General features: G+C 49.8%; 11 protein-coding genes. 8 read left to right on the plus strand and 3 right to left on the minus strand.

Annotated features, from left to right (window positions below; all coding sequences use genetic code 11):
* Window positions 1-6: 6 nt before the first annotated feature.
* Complete coding sequence (locus P4D80_RS07925) at window positions 7-2,541, minus strand: sigma 54-interacting transcriptional regulator (RefSeq protein ID WP_421658481.1); 2,535 nt, start codon at window positions 2,539-2,541, stop codon at window positions 7-9.
* A gap of 349 nt (window positions 2,542-2,890) precedes the next feature.
* Between P4D80_RS07925 and P4D80_RS07930 the strand changes: the two genes are divergently transcribed.
* From P4D80_RS07930 to P4D80_RS07955, 6 genes are all read left to right on the plus strand, one after another.
* Complete coding sequence (locus P4D80_RS07930; RefSeq protein WP_421658483.1) at window positions 2,891-4,162, plus strand: ABC transporter substrate-binding protein; 1,272 nt, start codon at window positions 2,891-2,893, stop codon at window positions 4,160-4,162.
* Window positions 4,163-4,251: 89 nt separating this feature from the next.
* Window positions 4,252-5,160: a carbohydrate ABC transporter permease gene (locus P4D80_RS07935; protein WP_421658484.1), complete on the plus strand. Its 909-nt coding sequence runs from the start codon at window positions 4,252-4,254 to the stop codon at window positions 5,158-5,160.
* A gap of 43 nt (window positions 5,161-5,203) precedes the next feature.
* Window positions 5,204-6,028, plus strand: coding sequence for a carbohydrate ABC transporter permease (locus P4D80_RS07940; RefSeq protein ID WP_421658485.1), 825 nt, complete (start codon window positions 5,204-5,206; stop codon window positions 6,026-6,028).
* Between the two features lie 786 nt (window positions 6,029-6,814).
* Window positions 6,815-7,099 carry a YiaA/YiaB family inner membrane protein gene (locus P4D80_RS07945; RefSeq protein ID WP_421658486.1) on the plus strand — a complete coding sequence of 95 codons (285 nt, stop codon included), beginning with the start codon at window positions 6,815-6,817 and terminating at the stop codon, window positions 7,097-7,099.
* Window positions 7,100-7,116: 17 nt separating this feature from the next.
* Window positions 7,117-8,577: a DUF2157 domain-containing protein gene (locus tag P4D80_RS07950; RefSeq protein ID WP_421658487.1), complete on the plus strand. Its 1,461-nt coding sequence runs from the start codon at window positions 7,117-7,119 to the stop codon at window positions 8,575-8,577.
* Complete coding sequence (locus tag P4D80_RS07955) at window positions 8,574-9,260, plus strand: GDYXXLXY domain-containing protein (protein WP_421658488.1); 687 nt, start codon at window positions 8,574-8,576, stop codon at window positions 9,258-9,260. The genes P4D80_RS07950 and P4D80_RS07955 overlap by 4 nt, the downstream gene beginning before the upstream one ends.
* Window positions 9,261-9,353: 93 nt before the next feature.
* Here P4D80_RS07955 and P4D80_RS07960 read toward each other — a convergent pair whose 3' ends face one another.
* Together P4D80_RS07960 and P4D80_RS07965 are read right to left on the minus strand one after the other, a co-directional pair.
* A complete protein-coding gene (locus P4D80_RS07960; RefSeq protein WP_421658489.1) occupies window positions 9,354-10,010 on the minus strand; it encodes a class I SAM-dependent methyltransferase in 657 nt (218 codons plus the stop codon).
* 173 nt (window positions 10,011-10,183) lie between these two features.
* Window positions 10,184-13,711, minus strand: a complete 3,528-nt coding sequence (locus P4D80_RS07965) for a DEAD/DEAH box helicase (protein ID WP_421658491.1) — start codon at window positions 13,709-13,711, stop codon at window positions 10,184-10,186.
* A gap of 900 nt (window positions 13,712-14,611) precedes the next feature.
* Between P4D80_RS07965 and P4D80_RS07970 the strand changes: the two genes are divergently transcribed.
* Together P4D80_RS07970 and crtD are read left to right on the plus strand one after the other, a co-directional pair.
* A complete protein-coding gene (locus P4D80_RS07970; protein ID WP_421658492.1) occupies window positions 14,612-16,762 on the plus strand; it encodes a polyribonucleotide nucleotidyltransferase in 2,151 nt (716 codons plus the stop codon).
* 370 nt (window positions 16,763-17,132) lie between these two features.
* The gene (crtD, locus tag P4D80_RS07975; protein ID WP_421658494.1) at window positions 17,133-18,776 is read left to right on the plus strand and encodes a C-3',4' desaturase CrtD; all 1,644 of its coding nucleotides are present in this window, start codon (window positions 17,133-17,135) and stop codon (window positions 18,774-18,776) included.
* The last annotated feature ends 16 nt before the right edge of the window (window positions 18,777-18,792 follow it).

Below are 18,792 nucleotides of genomic sequence, written 5' to 3' on the forward strand. Positions count from 1 at the left end.
TATATCTCACCATCCTACAACTACCTTCCAGATTAGAGAGCCAATCGCAACCATAGCCAGGTATTGTGGCAACAGTCTCCAGAATGGCTGACGAGCAATCTTCTGGGTTAGAAACACACTAAACCAGAAGGCGAAAATTAATGTTACTGCTTGCAGGAAGGCGACCACGGCGGGATGGGCAACGGCAACCGGCAAATTCGCCCTGCCAAAGCCAAAGGTGGCAAAGGTGACGGGAATAATCCGTCCCATTTCAGTCAGTCCCAACCTCAAATAATGCGCCAGATTTGCACCCAACACCAGAGGCAAGTAGCCGTAGGCGAGTTCTACAAACGGCTGAGGTTTGCTGCTTTGTTGGGTCAGGCGAGTGAAGGTATGGGCAAGGAGGGCGATCGCAGCAGGAACCATTAATGCCAGCACCGAAACCCCGGTATGAATTCCGAAGTGATCCAGATCCAGATCCCAGCCAAACTGTCCCTCAATTTCCGGTAAACGGTGTAAGAATACAGCACCAAACAGTAGAAACATCAAACACACTTCGTAGGCCAGGGGTTTATGGGTAGTCCACAGCTCAACTCCTGGCGGGCGCAGGTTGAACTCCACAGAGCGATGGGGGCAGGCTTTCAGACAGGTCATGCAGAGAACACAATCCCGGTTGTCTTCTAATTGAGCAGGGTGGGAATAGAGAGGACACCCCCCCGTTTCCATTCCTTCTCCCTTCTGAGGTCCGCCCTTGTAGCACTGGTATGTGGTACAGGTTGCCGAACAAATCCCCTGTTGCGCCCGCAGTTCAGTAACAGAGAGTTTGGCAAACAGCCCATTCATGCCACCAATGGGGCAGAGGTAGCGGCACCAGAAGCGGCGCTCAAACAACAGGGAAAAGATCACTGCCCCCGCGGTAATTAGCAGCAGCAGACACCCCGACAGGTAGGCGGTATTTTCCAGATGCCATAGTTCTTCCCATAGCAGAATGAGAGTAAACAGGCCAAACAAAAACCAGCCACCCCACTTCTCGGCCCGTTCCCGGTTCCAGGGCAGCAGTTTGCGGGGGTAGAGCCAGAGGGAAACTTTCTGCGCCAGTTCGCCATAGATCATGAACGGGCAGAAGGCACACCAGATGCGCCCCACAAACGGAAAGGCGACCAGAATCAGCGGCCACCACCAGGCCCAGAAAAAGGTGAGGGCGATGTTGCGTTCCCGGCTCTGTGGACCCAGCATCAGAATGGCAACCACCACGGCAAAAAAGCCAAGGGTAAAACCGTAATTGATGCGATCGGGATACCAGGGGCTGCGCAGAAACTTGCGCAGGTTGGGGTAAAGGTTCAATAGATTCACGCGAAATCGCTTGGCCTTAGTACTGACTGACCAAAAAACTTCTTCCGTCAGTTCAGCGGCTCCGTTGGCTTGCAAGATTGCCCGTTCTACCAGGCTTTCCAGTTCTGTTAAGTTGCCGGGAAAGTCATATCCTTGAAGACGGCGAATGGCTTCTGGTGCTACCTTCGGTTTGGGAAGTCCACGGGCACGGCAGAATAAGCTCAGGTAGTACTGAACCTGGGCCTCAATGTCTGCTTTGCGCACCCGCAGCGGGGGGACTTTGATGATGTGTCCTACCAGTCCTTTATGCTCCAGGGCAGGCAAAACCTTTTCTGAAACCATCATGATGCGTGCCTGACAGCGACGGCGAGCGGGGGGAGGGTCGCCTTCCCGTACAACCGGAGTGTATTCTCCTGTCTCCAACAATTTCACCAGTTTGTCCAGAAGCTCTGGTGGCAGTTCTTGAATGTTGTTCAGCAGCAGAGTTCCTTCGCCCAACCACTCAATTAACCCCGCTTTACCACCTGCTCGCCCGAATAATTCGGCTCCACTTGCCTGCAGAGTATCGCAGTTGATTTTGATCATCGGTTCATGGCGATCTCTAGAACCGAAGTGAATCAGGGCTGCCGCATTGTCTTTTCCTAGCCCTGGTTCACCAAAAATCAGCACTGATTTTCGATCTTGCGAGGCTTTTCGAATGTCCTGACGGAGACGGGCTGCATAACGGCTGCTGCCAAGGATTCCCCGCTTTACTTTGGGTACCAGGTAAGGTCGCAAAGCGGTCTGTCGCTCCCGTTCGTAGGAAAGCTGAGCAGAAACCTGATCGAGTTCAGTAGCCAGTTGGCGCGAGAAAATCTGGCTAATTTCGGGGTAGTGTTGGGCGATCGCCAGAAACTCCAATCGCGGAATCACCCAAACCACACATTCGCTTAAGGTGATCACGGTCTGTTCCGCAGGCTGATCTAGTAACAATTCTTTCAAATGTAAAATGCTTCCCGGCAGCAGACTTAATGCTCTGGCGAGGCTGTTTTTACTGGTGCGGTAACTTTCCAGCCGCCCAGATTTTAAAATATAGAGAGCATCCGGTTGGGTGTCTTCCAGTACCAGTCGCCGATTTTCCTGGATGGTATCTTCTTGGACAGCCGCCGCGATCGCCCCCAACGCCTCTTCTGACAATGCTTCTAAATTGGTGTTTTGCCTCAGCCAGGTTATCCGTTCCGCCTGATCCATCTCTGCACCTCCGGCCATTTCTCTTATAGATAAAGCAAAGAACTTGGTTCCGGGGGGGTGTTTTAATTAAACGCAATAGAGAAGAAGGAAGAAGAAAGGAGACAGGAGTCAGGGATTGGGGGCGAGGGAGCAGGGATTAGGGGCTGGAGCAATTCAGGACTCAAAACTCATCGAGGGTGTTCTAGAAACAGGGCTCTGGCTTCTTGAAATCCTGATTCCCTCGACCCCCCTTCCAGCATTGCCACAAAAAATTTGACAAACTCCTCAAAACTCCTCCACCCCTCCACCCCTCCCTAACAACTAACAACCAACAACTAATAGCTTCCCACTGATTTACGGTATGAATTTGATGTTCAAATCCATTGGGATAACGTTCTTAGCATTGACGGCGATCGCGCTTCCCGGTTGTCGTCTGTCGGGCCAGGCAACTGAACAGGTGACTACGATTCGGTTAAGTGGATGGCAAAGTAACCCAAATGAAAAGCAGCTTTTGGAGCGATTGATTAGAAACTTTGAAAAGAAGAACCCAGATATCAAAGTTAAGTACGAAACGATTAACAGCGAGTATATGGATGTGATTAAAACTCGCTTGATTGGGGATGTGGCTCCTGATGTTTTTTATCTGGATGTGTTTGAAGCGCCGTTATTGATGAAACATAACGTGCTGGAGCCATTAGATAATTACATTACTCCAGATTTTAATCTGGCTGATTTTGAACCTTCTTTGCTCAATGCCTTCAAATATCAGGGCCGACTCTATGGCCTGCCCAAGGACTTTTCTACATTGGCATTAATTTATAACAAGGAGGCGTTTGCAGCGGCTGGCATTACCCAACCTCCCCAAACCTGGGAAGAATTGATGGCTGATGCCCAAAAGCTGACGGTAGATAAAAATGGAGATGGAAAAATTGACCAATATGGGTTTGGCATTGCTCCCGAACTTGCCCGTCAAACTTTTATGATCAAAGCTTTTGGCGGCAGACTGATCGATCAGAATGGCTATGCCCGCTTTGCTGAACCCAATGGTTTGAAAGGATTGCAAATGATTGTTGATCAGTATCGCCGCGATCGCACCGCCGCTCAACCGACGGATGTGGGAGCAACCTGGGGTAGCGAAATGCTAGGGCAGGGAAAAGCTGCGATGGTGATTGAAGGTCCCTGGTCCATTCCCTATTTCAAGGAGACCTTTCCCAACTTAGATATTGGCACCGCAGAAGTTCCAACGGTGAATGGCAGGCCTGGAACGATGGCTTTTACAGTTGCCTACGTGATGAACCGGAAGACGAAACATAAAAACGCGGCCTGGAAATTGATTTCCTATTTAACTGAAAAAGAAGGAATGAAAGCCTGGGCAACTCAGGGATTGGCATTACCTGCCCGTCGCTCTGTGCTCACTGAACTGGGATATGACAAAAACCCTCTATATAAGCCTTTTGCAAAGGGAGCTCGCTACGCCACGATCTGGCAGGCAGGAGAAAATTTGCCAACTATCCGCATGAATTTCAACAATCAATTTATCAGTGCATTATTGGGGGAGCAGCCGCTGGCGATCGCAATGAAAAAAGCACAGGAAACCGCTAATCGAGAGATTTACTGGGCAAATTATAACGTTCACAAATAGTTTATGAACAAGGGGGGTTGGGGCTTCGCCCCCACGCAGGGGTTCCGCCCCCTGCATCCCATTCAAATTTCAAGAAGGATCGTTATAGCATGAAAAGCAAATTAGAAAAAATCTGGCGAACTCAGGCTGTGAAAGAAGCGGTGACAGGCTACTCCTTCATGGCTCCAACAATTCTAATTGCCGGGATTTTTCTATTTCTTCCTATTATTTATGCCGTGATGCTGGCATTTTATAAAGTGCAGCTTCTGGGAGAAGTTAGCTATCAGTTTATTGGGTTCAAAAACTTTATTCGGATGGCAAATGACGATCGCGTCTGGAGGGCGTTAAAAAATACCGCTGAGTATGTAGCGATCGTCGTTCCAATTCAAACTCTGCTGGCCCTTTCTCTGGCACTGGTTCTTAATGCTCAAATTAAAGGGCGTTCCTGGTTCCGAGTGGCATTTTTTCTGCCCACAGTGACCTCTTCGGCGGTTCTAACCCTGATTTTCATGTGGATTTATAACTCCAATGGGTTGCTCAATAGCATTCTCAGTTTTGTGGGTTTACCTACTTATAACTGGTTGGGCGATCCAGCTGTGGCATTGAAAGGAATCATGATCATGAACATTTGGGCTACGGCCCCCCTGTTCATGGTGATTTACCTGGCGGCGTTGCAGGATATTCCAGCCAGTTTGTATGAAGCTGCCACACTGGACGGAGCAAGCCGCTGGGAGAAGTTTTTCTATATCACGCTGCCGTTTCTACAGCCGGTCACTTTTTTTGTGGTGGTGATGGGAATTATCGGTACTTTCCAGCTATTTGATCAGTCCTACATTTTCTCAGCCGGTTCTGGTGGGCCAAATGATTCAACTTTGACAATTGTTTTGCTCATTTATCAGTACGCCTTCAAAAATCTAGATATGGGTTATGCCCTGGCGTTAACACTCATGCTGGCAGCCGTACTCATGATTTCGACCTTAATTCAACGCAAACTCTTCCGGGAAGAACGATTCGATTAAGGGCGCTCAAACTTCCAGAAGAGCCGATTAAGGGGAAAAACAAATGAAACCAATCCGCTGGTCAACGATTCTTTTATATACCGTCCTGATTGTCTACGCACTCATCACATTTCTACCCTTTGCCTGGGCATTATCAGCTTCATTTAAGCCCCTATCCGAGATTGCAGAGGGGGGCATCCATTTCATTCCACAAAACTTTACCCTGGCAAACTATCGCCAGATTTCCACTCAAGAACCTTTGTTTGGTCGCTGGTTTCTCAATAGTGCGATCGCCGCAATTTTCATCACCCTCTTCAACCTGCTATTCAACTCTATGGCCGGTTATGCCTTGGCAAGAATTCGTTTTCCCGGAAATCAGTTCTGGTTTTTCCTCATCCTGGCCGCACTGATGGTTCCAGGGCAAATCACCTTGCTGCCTAAATTTCTGATCCTGAAATCCTTCGGATGGCTCAATACCTATCAGGGATTGATTGTTCCAGGAGCGATTAATGCCACCTTTATTTTTATGATGCGACAGTTCTTCATCAACTTTCCCAAGGAACTGGAAGAGGCGGCAGCTTTAGATGGGTTAGGAAGATTTGAAACGTTTTTTCAAATTGTGTTGCCGCTGGCCAAACCAGCACTGGCCGCTCAAACGATTTTTGTCTTTATGGGTGCCTGGAATGAGTTTTTAATGCCACTGGTTGTGATGTCCGATCCAGAAATGTTTACGTTGCCACTGGGGCTCAATGCCTTTAAGGGAGAATACATCAGCTACTGGAACTACATCATGGCTGCATCAATGATTTTCACCTTGCCAGCCCTGGCCATTTATGCCTTTTTTAACCGCTACTTCATTCAAGGAATTACTTTTACGGGTGGGAAGTAATCAACGGAAGTTTAGCGATCGCAGTTATCAGAGGTTTGGCGATCGCAGTTATCAAGGAATGATTGCAATGCCAGAATCAAATCACACTCTGATTTGTTTTGAGTCTTTTGCGGTTTCCAAATCATTTCCAAATCAATTGATTAACGGCTTCTGCTGCTACTTTAAGGATTCTGCGATTCCAGCAACTGCTCTCTACCCAGGATTAACGTACAAAACCTCAATCTGTCCATTTCTTTAATCTGTCCATTCAAGAAATCTCTACATCCATTTCAAATCCTGCTGCAGACGCTCCTTCCTATCGTTTGTTCCAGACCACTCGCTAAAAGTGGCACAAGAGTAGAAGTGACAGTTGTGAATTCCTGATACGTATTAAACAACGAGGCGTAAAACTGAACCCATCCAGTCTTCACTCTTTCGTAATTTCATCAATTAAATAAGCATAGTGATCCTTCTTGAAATTTGAACGGGGTGCAGGGGTTCCACCCCTGCGTGGAGGCGAAGCCCCCCCTTGTTCACAAACTATTTGTGAACGCTATAGCCACCACGAACGGTGCACAGCGCCACGAATGAAAAAGGGAGCCAATGGTAAGTTCAGGCTACTTCGGATTCTGAAATGTCATTTGTGTGCTTGCTTGATGCTTTACACAGTGTTGATTTCGGATTTTTGATTTCAGACTTGTGATTGACATCAACCACTTGCATTTTATGCAGAGTAGGTTGTCTACCCCATTGATGGGGTCAGTTTGCAATTCTTTCTTCCAATCATTACTTCCTTGAGAGTCACGTATGGCAAAGCTTAATCCTACTCAATCTCACAGTTCTGCCTGGATTTTGCAATCCTGGATTTCGTTCCTAATTTCAATATTTGCAACGGCGATCGGGATTCTTTACCTTCCAGCAGATAATTGGATAAAAGGTTACCTCGGTATGGGGCTGCTGTTTTCAGTTGGCTCCACTGTCAGCCTTTCCAAAACCTTACGAGATATCTATGAATCGAATAAGGTGCTAAACCGGGTGGACGAAGCCAAGTTAGAGAAACTTCTGGCAGAATACGATCCGTTTAAGAAGTAGCCACCAAAGGAGCCACTATGGTTACTGAAAAATTTCGTCGTCAGTTGCGCCAGGAAGCTGAAAAGTGGTGGCAGGAGGGGTGGATAGATGCTTCTCTCTACCAGCGTCTGTCAGAACGCTATCAATTGGATGAAATTGAAACTTCTGCCAACAATCGCTTTGTCACAATTTTGCTGAGCTTAGGAGGAGTTTTGCTGGGGTTGGGGGTCATCACCTTTGTGGCGGCAAACTGGCAGGAGTGGTCACGGGAGTTTCGAGTATTTCTGTTGATGGGTTTATTTGTTGGGGTGAATGCGGCAGGATTTTATCTGTGGCGACGTCCCGCTTCCTCAAGGGGGTTGCAACGCCTGGGACATGGGCTACTGCTGGCCGGGGCCCTGATTCTGGGTGCGAACATGGCTTTAATGTCGCAGATGTTTCATCAGAGTGGAGTTGTCTACGAACTCTACTTCATTTGGGGATTGGGTGTGACGGCAATGGCGTATAGCTTGAGGCTCGTTTCTTTGGGAGTACTGGCGTGGATTCTATTGTTTATTAGCTACTGGGTGTGGTGGTTCAGTGGCAGTTTTACCCAGGGAGCGACCTGGATAGGGATGATGATAAATGAAATGGCGCTGGTAGCCAGTCTGGTTTTCATTCCCCTGGCGTACTGGTGTCGATCGCGCATCATCTTCTGCCTCGGTGGAATTATCTTTGCCGTCTGCTTTGTGTTTGGCATCCGTCCATTATCCCTCTGGAATAACCCGAATGCAGGCTGGCTAGTGGCGATCGCATTCACCCTTCCTGCCGCCCTGCTCTGGGCGTATAACCTTGATGCCTGGCGCTTTTCCAGATCATCTGGCAGTCGTGTTGCATCCCCCGTTCCCGTTGCAGCTGATCCTTTTCAGGCGATCGCCCGCAGTTTGGCCATCTGTTTTTTCGGCATCTTGTTTTATATCTTTGCTTTCCACTGGTTCTGGAATGATTCGCTCTATCGTTCTGCCAGCGATCGCTGGAACTGGCAATCCTGGCATTACCTGGATGTAATTCTATTCATCGCCCTGACGGTGCTGGGGTGGTTACGGTTGAGTTATCAGTTGAGATCCTTGAGGATTTTCCAAGAGAGGTCGGTCAATACGGGGGCGATCGCCGTTTTTATCATCCTTACAGCCGTTATCTTTTCCTGGCATACGAGCATTCAACCATTACCAATCATTGCTCCCTTTCTATTGAATCTGATGTTGTTTCTGCTGGCGATCGCCCTGATTCGAGATGGGTTGGCTCTGGGCACTCGCCGTACCTTTTGGGGAGGAATGTCACTGTTGGTGCTGAGTATTATCAGCCGGATATTGGAATACGATACCGATTTGCTCTTGAAAGCGTTTGTCTTTGTTCTGTGCGGTGTGAGTGTAATCGCGGCTGGTCTTTATTTTGAACGCAATCTCAAACCGTCTAGAACTGCACTTCCCACAAATTCATCTCCGGAGAGTATGCCATGAGTTCTAATTCCCCCATTGAAAATCCCCATTCGGACACTGAATCACCGAAATCGTTTGTTCCAGCAGAAGTGGAACCAGATGTTCAAACTGCGAAACCCCTGCTTAAAAAAATGCCATCATGGCGCTTTTGGGTGCCACTCGTGTTTCAGTCTGCTCTAATTGTGGTCATTCCGGCCCAAGATGCCTACACCTCTATAACGGGCAGACCAGTTACCCTGCAAACGGCTCCAATTGATCCCTATGATCTACTGCGGGGTTATTCTCAAACTTTGAGCTATACCATTTCCCGCCCCAGCGATTTGGAGGAGCTTCCCGGTGGCAAGGAATTTTTTAACACCCATCGAGCGAATGAACAGTTTTCTTTTTATGTTGTACTGGAAGCTCCTAAATCTACTAATACCAACCCTCCAACTCCGTGGAAACCAGTTCGGGTGAGTGCCACTCATCCCACCAATCTGGCGGCAAATCAGGTGGCATTGCGGGGAGAGTACGCTTACGGGCAAGTGTTGTATGGCTTAGAAACCTACTACATGCCTGAAGACCAGCGAAATCAGTTAAATGCTGAAATTGGTCAGGTACAACGGCAACAATCCCAGGCGTTTGTAGTGGATATTAAAGTCGATGCTCAAGGGAATAGTGTGCCCGTCAGTCTATGGGTGGGCGATCGCAACTACCGTTTCTAGTGTTGCAAACACTAAATTTTGCAACATTGGGGGGTGGGTGCAAACCCCCACTTCCCCTTTACAAATTTTTACAAATTAATTATGACTACCCACTTACTTTGATGATTCGGAACGATGGGCAATCACCGCATAGAAGGGATCACTGCCAGGGATGCCCATCATTTGCAGAATCGGCGGGAGAGATGATTTGCGGGCAATGATCTCTGGTGGGGTAAAACCAGGAGTGGATTCAAAGTATTGCTTGACTAAATTGACGCGATCATCCTCAGACCCATCCCGCCATGCCTGAATCGCCTTCTGATAAAACATTCGGTTGGAGAAGCTTATAATGGCCATGCCACCGGGTTTTAAAATGCGGTAGATCTCGCTGAAGATTGCTTCGGGGTACTGCAAGTATTGCACCGAAACCGTATTCAAAACGGCATCGAAGGACTGATCTTCCAAAGGCAATTTAGGGTTTCGGTTCAGGTCCTGGACAAAATAATGATTTAGCCGAGAATTACGAGCCAGCTCTTCCCCGTTCAAACCGTGTCCTTCTACATGGGCAAACTCCATCTCATCTGGGAGGTGAGAAACCCAACTGCTCATCATGTCAAAAATACGAGTATTGGGTTTCAACTGCTGCCGATAGAGGTCGGTGAGTTGTTGAATAAACCCTTCATCAACATGGTTGACAAAGCGAGGATATTCATAAAACAGAACATCGTCTGTCTCATCGAGCTTAGTGCGCTGGGTTGGGCTCAGGGGCATAGTCAGGAGATCAATCACCTATTTTAATTACTATAAAGATATGTTAACAAACCTGTCGATGGAAATCAGGTCGAATTGACTAACGTTCCCAACGTTTCAGCATTCATCCACTGCCCTACTTATAACGATCCACCACTCCTTGAGTGTTTTGCCTTTCCTCCAATACTTGCCTCCTACTCTTCCCCAATGATGGCGCTGCGATCGAGTAGTAGCAGATTTCGCAAACTATCGGTATCTAGCTCTGTGAGCCAGTTTTCACCTGCACCCACGACATTTTCTGCCAGCGCTTTTTTGCTTTCAATCAGGTCGTGGATTTTTTCCTCTAAGGTGCCGTTGCAGACAAATTTATGCACCTGTACGTTGCGGGTTTGCCCAATACGGAAGACGCGATCGGTGGCTTGATTTTCAACCGCAGGGTTCCACCAGCGATCGAAGTGAAAAACATGGTTCGCACGGGTCAGGTTTAAGCCAACGCCACCTGCTTTTAGCGACAGGATGAAGATTCGGGGAGCCTGGGGGTCATGCTGGAAGCGATCGACCATTTCTTCGCGCTGCTTTTTGGGAGTGCTGCCATAGAGAAATAACACTTCTTGCTCTAATCGCCGCTCCAGGTGGGCTTTTAGCAGTTTTCCCCACTCAGCGAACTGGGTAAAGATAAGGGCGCGATCGCCCTCCAACACCACCTCTTCCAGCATTTCTTCCAGACGCTGCAACTTACCAGAACGGCGATCAAAAGAGTTTTGAGTTCCGAGTCCTGAGTTTTGAACTTCCATTTCTCCCCTCCCTACGCCCCATTCCTCACTCCTGACTCCTGACTCCTTCAAAAATAGTGCCGGATGATTACAGATTTGCTTTAGCTTGACCAACAAGGCCAGGATGATGCCTTTACGCTGAATCCCTTCGGTTTCTTCAATCTCAGCCAGAGATTGTTCAACTACATTTTGATACAAAGCGGCTTGCTCAGCGGTGAGACCGCAGAAGACGGTCATTTCCTGCTTATCGGGCAGATCTTGAATAATGTCGCGATCGGTCTTGAGGCGACGCAGAATAAAGGGCTGCACTAGCGATCGCAGCGTCTTCAGCGAGTCTGTATCGCCATAGCGCTCAATTGGTGTGGCAAAGCGGCGCTGGAAGAAGTTTTTCGGCCCCAGATAACCAGGATTGAGGAAGTCCATAATTGACCACAGCTCTGTCAGGCGGTTTTCCACCGGGGTACCTGTTAGAGCAATGCGAAATGGGGCTTCCAGTTGGCGGACGGCCTGGGACTGTTTTGCATCCGGGTTCTTGATATTTTGGGCTTCATCCAGAACCACATTCTGCCAGGAAACACTTTGCAAATCTGGCAGATCGCGGTGGATCAACGCATAACTGGTGATGATCAGGTCTTTACCCTGCACCGCTCTGGCAAAAGCTTTCCCTTTGGGACGACCATCGCCGTGATGAAGCAGCACCTTGAGGGTGGGACCAAATTTTTTCACTTCCCGCTCCCAATTGCCCAGAACCGATGTGGGACAGACCAGCAGCGTGGGGGCTTCCAAAGTATTCTTCTCCTTCAGATGGAGCAGAAATGCAATTAGTTGGATAGTTTTACCTAAACCCATATCATCGGCGAGGCAGGCACCCAGACCCCATTGTTCCAAAAACGCTAGCCAACCAACGCCGCGCGACTGGTAGGGGCGAAGTTCACCCCGAAAGCTGGTAGGGGTGGCAATGGGTTCCAGGGTCCGCTTACCGCTGATGGTGTTGATCAGTTCTTGCAGAGACCCTGACGCTTCAAAGCTGACAACGGGCAGCTTTTCAATCATCTGAGTATCGCCGGTACTAATCCGCAAGGCATCTTCCAGAGAAAGAGCTGTCTGGTCTTTGCGACTGGCAAAGAATGCTTGAGCCGCCCGGATATCCTGGGAACGCAGTTCGACCCACTCACCGTTAATTTCAACTAGCGGGGTATTGAGGGCAACGAGGCGATCGAATTCTTCCTTGGAAAGGGTTTGCCCGCCAATGGAGAGTTCCCACCGGAAGTTGAGCAGACTCTGCAAGCCCAGGCGATCGCCCTTTTTTGATTTCGCTGTCTGGGCCTGAATCTTCAACCCCAGACGGCTGGCCCAGCCCCCCTCGCTTGCCAGACTGGGAGGCACCACAACCCCCAAACCGCTATCCTGCAAACGCCAGGTGACCGTTTTGAGAAAGTCGTAAGCCTGGAGTGGAGTGAGCTGGCAAAACTGAGGGCGGGCTTCTTGCAGGCTGGGTTCAATCACCGGATAAAGGCGAGAGGCCAGCCCCAACCCCATCAGGAAGGTTTCCTGAGGATGGGCGATCGCTCGTCCCTGGTATATCAATCGCTCCACCGGGTTGCTCCAGATGACCGACGCACTCACCAAAAACTCTGGATCATCGGCAGCCTGTAAAAAATACTCCAACATCCAGTTCGTTTGACCAGGCTGGGGGGGATGCAGGTAAAGGCAGGTACGAAACAGACTCTGCTCAAACCCCCGCATCTGCAAAGGAGCCATCCAGTGAGTCAGAGCTGTTTGCAGCCCGTCCAAGTCCGTTGCTTCCACAACGCCAGAACCGGGCCCCAATGCCTTTAACCATTCCCAGACTGGTGATTCAATCGCAGGTTGAGCAGAAGCCCGTCCAGCAGTTTTCTCAGTTGTTGCAGTGGTAGCATAATTCCCGACCAATGCTCGAATTTGGGCATCCACACCCTTACTGAGGAAATCTTGCAGCAGCGTTTGCGGGTCAATCGGTAGATTGACAGCTAGAGGGGGGCGATCGCTGTCAGCATCACAACCCTCTGTTGCTTGCTGATATAAACGACAGGCAGCAGGCATCTGTTCCAAAAAGCGGTTGAGCCGGGACTGGTCAGCCGCACTATCCAACAAAGGTTGCCAGCGTGCCAGAAAGCGATCATTAGCATTCTGGCCATCATTTGAACGATAACGTTCCAATCCTGGGAGAAATTTGGAGCGTGCCAGCAAATCCAGGCTCCAACGGGCAATGTGAGACCAGTAGCGCAAATCTCCACCCAGAAAGGAATCTCCTGCATTCATGGCTCCCAAAGGCAGGGAGTTAAGAAAGGTAATAGCTTCTGCTGGACTGAGGCAAATTCCTTCAACCTGCCAGGGATGGAGAAATAGAGGATTATAGCTATCCTCTGCATCGGTAGAGGATGCCGCTGAGTGTTGCGGAATCACCACTCTGGCAGCGGTATCCCCATCCGCACTGGCAAGGTAGGAAGGCACCGCAATCCCTTGCTGCCGCCAGCGTGACGTTGATGACTCTGTCGGGGTAGGCGAGGCTGAAGTGGATTTCGTACGGGAGGATGCGGCGCTTCGCGATCGCCGACCTGTCGATTGCCCCATCAGCGACAACTCCCAAATGTCGGGGGGCAATCGCAAACTACCAGCCTGTTGCTGCGATCGCAGAAAATCCAGCAGCTCCTCCACCGTCATCGCAAAGGGATGAGTCAACACCGCTCCCAACAGAGATTCTTCAGTGCCGCCCCTCGGTTCCAGCATGTCTGGTGTAATTCTGCGCCAGGTTTCCCCCCAGATAAACAGGCAACCCGAAGATAAATACTCTGAGCCCGAAGATAAATACTCTGAGGCCGATGACGACTCCGCCATACCTGTGGCTTGATTATCATCAGAACTGTACCTTTGGGGTTGGAGCAACCAGCTTCCGTGTAGAATCGCCATTCGAGTTATGGTTTCTCAAATTGTCTGCAATACAAACCGCGGAATTCAACTTCACAATTTGGCAAAAATTAAGTTCTTATTCAGGGCAACCAATTACTCTTTCTAACTTCATTTCACAAAACATCTCTAAAATTTTTGCTGGTGGGGAAGTATTGATTTCTTAAGGGAAGAACTCCAACCATTTGATTTTGAAAAAATTTAATTAGACCGGGTCTGCTATTATCGTTTAGCGTTTATTCGAAAACCTGGTTAGAAAATAGAGAGTAAGCAGCTAGGCGCAATTAAATTGGCGCAATTAAATTAAAGATAATTTTGGGGGTGGAAGGGTGAAACTCCCTACCTGGGGGCTACGCTCCCACTTCCCCCCTTTACAATTAATTATGACTACCTACTTAGATTTAGATAAGGGGTGACGTTTCAGAAAGACTGCCTCTGCCTATTGCCTATTCTGCCTATTGCCTACTAAGAATGTTTCGTGAAACGTTCTTATAGACAATTTAATCCCTACAAGGCCCTTGCACTCTTGGCACTACACTCAACTCATTGCAGCTCATTGCAGCTAATGAATAAACCGCTTCAATCCATTAATCCTCTAAACACTTCATTACAAAATTCATCAAATACAAAACAAAATTCATTCACTGTAAAAAGTTACTGCCTGAGAGTACTCTCCTCAAGCTTCGGCAGCAGCAGAAGTTGCACCTGCACCAGTAGCGTCATTGTACAACTTTCAGACCATAACTGGGGTGATCTCACCCATCCATATCCTTACCCTTCGACTTTTATCCCTCATTTACCCCCTCATTCTTCAATCACTGTGACAAAAAAGCCGTATCGGGTTATCGGTGTTAGGATTGCGACAGGAAACAAAAAGAGAGACAGAAAAGGATAACAGGTTACATGGAAGAGTTTGAGAAGTCGATATCCTTCGATGGAAGGGATATTCGACTGAAGATTGGTCTATTTGCACCACAGGCTGGCGGTGCGGTTTTGATCCAATCGGAAGATACAGCTGTCCTGGTGGCAGCAACCCGTGCACCAGGAAGGGAAGGCATTGACTTTCTTCCCCTCCTGGTGGATTACGAAGAGCGGATGTATGCAGCTGGAAGAATTCCAGGGGGTTTTCTGCGCCGGGAGGGTCGCCCTCCAGAAAAGGCTACGCTGATTAGCCGCCTCATTGACCGCCCTTTGCGCCCTCTTTTTCCCAACTGGCTGCGGGATGATATTCAGGTCGTTGCAACTACGGTTTCGATGGATGAGCGGGTTCCGCCTGATGTTCTGGCCGTAACGGGTGCTTCCATCGCCGTTCTGCTGGCAAAGATTCCCTTCAATGGGCCGATGGCGGCTGTTCGTGTTGGGCTGGTTGGGGATGATTTCATCATCAATCCAACCTACAAGGAAGTGGAAGAGGGCGATCTGGATCTGGTTGTGGCGGGTTCTCCTGAAGGCGTCATCATGGTGGAAGCTGGAGCCAACCAGTTGCCAGAACAGGACATGATTGAAGCGATCGACTTTGGGTATGAAGCTGTTCGAGATCTGATTCAGGCACAGCGTGATCTGATTCAGGAATTGGGTATCGAACAGGTGGCGGAAGAACCCCCTGTGGTTGACATGACCCTGGAAAACTTCATTCGAGAGCGGGCAACGGACCCGGTGAAGGAGATCCTGGGGCGGTTTGAGAAAGACAAGAACGTGCGAGATGCAGCGCTCGATCAGGTGAAGGAGGCGATCGCAACCGAGATTGCTGAATTACCTGAAGAAGACCCTGTTAAAGTTGCCGCATTGGCCAATGAAAAAGCCCTTGACAACGTCTTCAAAGATGTCACCAAGAAACTGATGCGCCGTCAGGTGATTGAAGACAATGTGCGAGTCGATGGCCGCAAGTTGGATGAGGTCCGTCCCATTTCCTGCCGGGTGGGTGTACTGCCCCGACGGGTGCATGGCAGCGGACTGTTTAACCGGGGGCAAACCCAGGTCCTCTCTGTTGTCACCCTTGGCACCCCAGGGGAAGCGCAGGAACTCGATGACCTGCACCCCGATGAGGAAAAGCGCTACCTGCACCACTACAACATGCCGCCCTACTCGGTGGGTGAAACAAAACCGATGCGATCGCCCGGTCGCCGCGAAATTGGTCACGGTGCATTAGCAGAACGCGCCCTAGTGCCAGTTCTACCCAAGAAGGAAGATTTTCCCTATGTGATTCGAGTCGTTTCCGAAGTGCTATCCTCCAACGGTTCCACCTCGATGGGCTCGGTTTCGGGGTCAACCCTGGCCTTAATGGATGCCGGAGTACCCATTACCAAACCCGTGAGTGGAGCTGCCATGGGACTGATCAAGGAAGGTGATGAAGTTCGCATTCTGACCGATATCCAGGGTATCGAAGACTTCCTTGGTGACATGGACTTTAAAGTTGCAGGCACCGACACTGGCATTACCGCTCTGCAACTGGATATGAAAATCAACGGCTTGCCAATGGAGATCATCGCCCAGGCCATTAACCAGGCAAAACCAGCCCGCCTGCATATCCTGTCCAAGATGCTGGAGGCCATCAGCAAGCCCCGTTCGGAGATGTCACCCTACGCTCCCCGCCTGCTAACCATCAAGATCGATCCTGAAATGATCGGTATGATCATTGGTCCGGGTGGCAAGACGATTAAGGGCATCACCGAAGAGACGGGAGCCAAGATCGATATCGAAGACGATGGTACTGTTACCATTTCTTCAATAGATGGTGAAAGTGCAAAACGGGCCCGTGCTATCATCCAGGGCATGACTCGTAAGCTCAATGCAGGCGATGTTTACGCTGGACGGGTTACTCGCATTATTCCCATCGGCGCGTTTGTAGAGTTCCTTCCCGGCAAGGAAGGCATGATTCACATTTCCCAACTGGCAGATTACCGGGTTGGCAAAGTTGAAGATGAAGTCTCCGTAGGAGATGAGGTTATTGTCAAAGTTCGTGAAATTGACAGCCGTGGGCGAATTAACCTCACCCGCTTAGGCATTCACCCTGATGAAGCCGCCGCCGCTCGCCAGGCTGCTGCTGTCAACTAACTTAATTTTCTATAGCAGTCCTCAATCAGTTGTGAGATGAAGAGGCTTTGTGAGAAGGAGTTCCTGTGGAACTCCTTCTCACAAACCAAATAGGATCGCTGTATCTGATTCATTGCTTGAGAGACGCGCCATGACGCGTCTTTTTTTGTGCGGTAGTTATTGTGGTTAGGACGGGGTGCAGGGGTGGAACCCCTTGACTGGGGGCGAAGCCCCCACACCCCCTTTAAGCCGAGTAACCTAACCCGTTTAGGAAAGCCATCTGGATCGGGAAAGGAATTTTTCCCAGTGGGAAAAGCCTTCTGCCACTCTCCTCTCTCAAGCCTGATTCGGAGCTAGTAAGTATGATAGAAGTATTAACAAATGTAAAGTCATGGCAGGAAGTTGTATTGATACTCAGCATTCTCCGCGACGGGTTGTTGTCGTGGGGGCGGGAATCGGTGGGTTAACGGCGGGGGCGCTATTGGCTCGCCGGGGTTACTCTGTGCTGGTACTAGACCAGGCAATTGTTCCCGGAGGATGTGCATCTACGTTTCAGCGTAGGGGCTTCACCTTTGATGTAGGTGCGACTCAGGTCGCAGGACTGGAACCGGGTGGAATTCACCATCGCATCTTTTCCGAACTGGAAATTGATTTACCGGAAGCCACGCCCTGCGATCCCGCCTGTGCGGTTTATTTGCCAGGAGAAAGGTTGCCGATCAACGTCTGGCGAGAGCCGGAGAAATGGAAAGCAGAGCGGCAGCGGCAGTTTCCTGGCAGTGAACCGTTCTGGCGGCTGCTGGCAGACCTGTTTCAGGTCAGTTGGACATTCCAGTCTCGCGATCCGGTACTTCCTCCTCGCAATCTTTGGGATTTGGGGCAACTGCTGCGGGCTGTTCGTCCCAGAACATTGACAACGTTACCTCACACCTTTTCAACCGTCGGGGATGTTCTGCGAGGTTATCGGTTAGCAGATAACCAACGGCTGAAAGCCTTTCTGGACATGCAGCTAAAGTTGTATTCCCAGGTGGAGGCGGAAGAAACGGCTTTACTTTACGCTGCAACGGCTCTCAACGTTTCTCAAAAACCACAGGGACTTTACCATCTCCATGGCAGTATGCAGGCATTGAGCGATCGCCTCGTTTCTGCTCTGGAACGGGACGGCGGCCAGCTTCGGATGCGCCATACCGTTGAACAGATACAGGTTGATTCCGGCAAGGTGACGGGTGTGAGGGTGCGTAACCAAAAAACGGGTGAAGTCTGGACTGAACCCGCCGATCACGTCATTGCCAACGTAACCGTGCAAAACCTGGTACAACTTCTGGGTGACAAAACGCCCCAGGGTTATCGGCAACGGGTCGAAAAGCTCCCTCCCGCATCCGGTGCGTTTGTCATTTACCTGGGGGTCGATCAGGCTGCCCTGCCAGCCAACTGTCCTCCTCACCTCCAGTTTCTTTACGACTACGACGGTCCCATCGCCGAAAACAACTCCCTCTTTGTCTCCGTCAGCCAACCAGGTGACGGTCGCGCCCCGGAAGGAAAAGCCACCATTATCGCGTCGTCGTTTACCGATGTAGGTATTTGGTGGAGAGAGGAAGAGGAGGCAGGAGCTAGGAGCCAGGAGCCAGGAGGCGGGAGGCAGGATATTACTCAGGATTCAAAACTTCAAATTCAAAACTCCAAATTCAAAATTCAAAATTCCTATTCCACTCTCAAGCAACACTACACTGACCAGGCGATCGCCCGTCTCAGTCAGTTCTTCAATTTGAATGAGCAGACGATTCTGCATGTTGAAGCGGCGACTCCCCGGTCCTTTGCTCGCTTTACGGGGCGCGATCGCGGTATTGTCGGTGGTATTGGTCAGCGTATTTCTACTTTTGGACCCTTCGGCTTTGCCAACCGAACCCCCATTCAAAACCTCTGGTTAGTGGGTGATTCAACCCATCCCGGCGAGGGCACGGCAGGTGTTAGTTACTCTGCCCTGACGGTTGTTCGCCAGGTTGAAGCCGAAAAATATAGCTATAGCCACCAGGCTTAGGACAGGGTACGGGGGT

It is taken from the genome of Leptothermofonsia sp. ETS-13, assembly GCF_049200465.1.
Lineage (GTDB): Bacteria > Cyanobacteriota > Cyanobacteriia > Leptolyngbyales > Leptolyngbyaceae > Leptothermofonsia.

Bases quoted from the DNA above. Each gene is read 5' to 3' on its own strand.
- P4D80_RS07925 (WP_421658481.1), bottom strand. From the start codon at position 2,541: ATGGATCAGGCGGAACGGATAACCTGGCTGAGGCAAAACACCAATTTA.
- P4D80_RS07945 (WP_421658486.1), top strand. From the start codon at position 6,815: ATGGCAAAGCTTAATCCTACTCAATCTCACAGTTCTGCCTGGATTTTG.
- P4D80_RS07940 (WP_421658485.1), top strand. From the start codon at position 5,204: ATGAAACCAATCCGCTGGTCAACGATTCTTTTATATACCGTCCTGATT.
- P4D80_RS07930 (WP_421658483.1), top strand. From the start codon at position 2,891: ATGTTCAAATCCATTGGGATAACGTTCTTAGCATTGACGGCGATCGCG.
- P4D80_RS07935 (WP_421658484.1), top strand. From the start codon at position 4,252: ATGAAAAGCAAATTAGAAAAAATCTGGCGAACTCAGGCTGTGAAAGAA.
- P4D80_RS07965 (WP_421658491.1), bottom strand. From the start codon at position 13,711: ATGGCGATTCTACACGGAAGCTGGTTGCTCCAACCCCAAAGGTACAGT.
- P4D80_RS07960 (WP_421658489.1), bottom strand. From the start codon at position 10,010: ATGCCCCTGAGCCCAACCCAGCGCACTAAGCTCGATGAGACAGACGAT.
- P4D80_RS07950 (WP_421658487.1), top strand. From the start codon at position 7,117: ATGGTTACTGAAAAATTTCGTCGTCAGTTGCGCCAGGAAGCTGAAAAG.
- crtD (WP_421658494.1), top strand. From the start codon at position 17,133: ATGGCAGGAAGTTGTATTGATACTCAGCATTCTCCGCGACGGGTTGTT.
- P4D80_RS07955 (WP_421658488.1), top strand. From the start codon at position 8,574: ATGAGTTCTAATTCCCCCATTGAAAATCCCCATTCGGACACTGAATCA.
- P4D80_RS07970 (WP_421658492.1), top strand. From the start codon at position 14,612: ATGGAAGAGTTTGAGAAGTCGATATCCTTCGATGGAAGGGATATTCGA.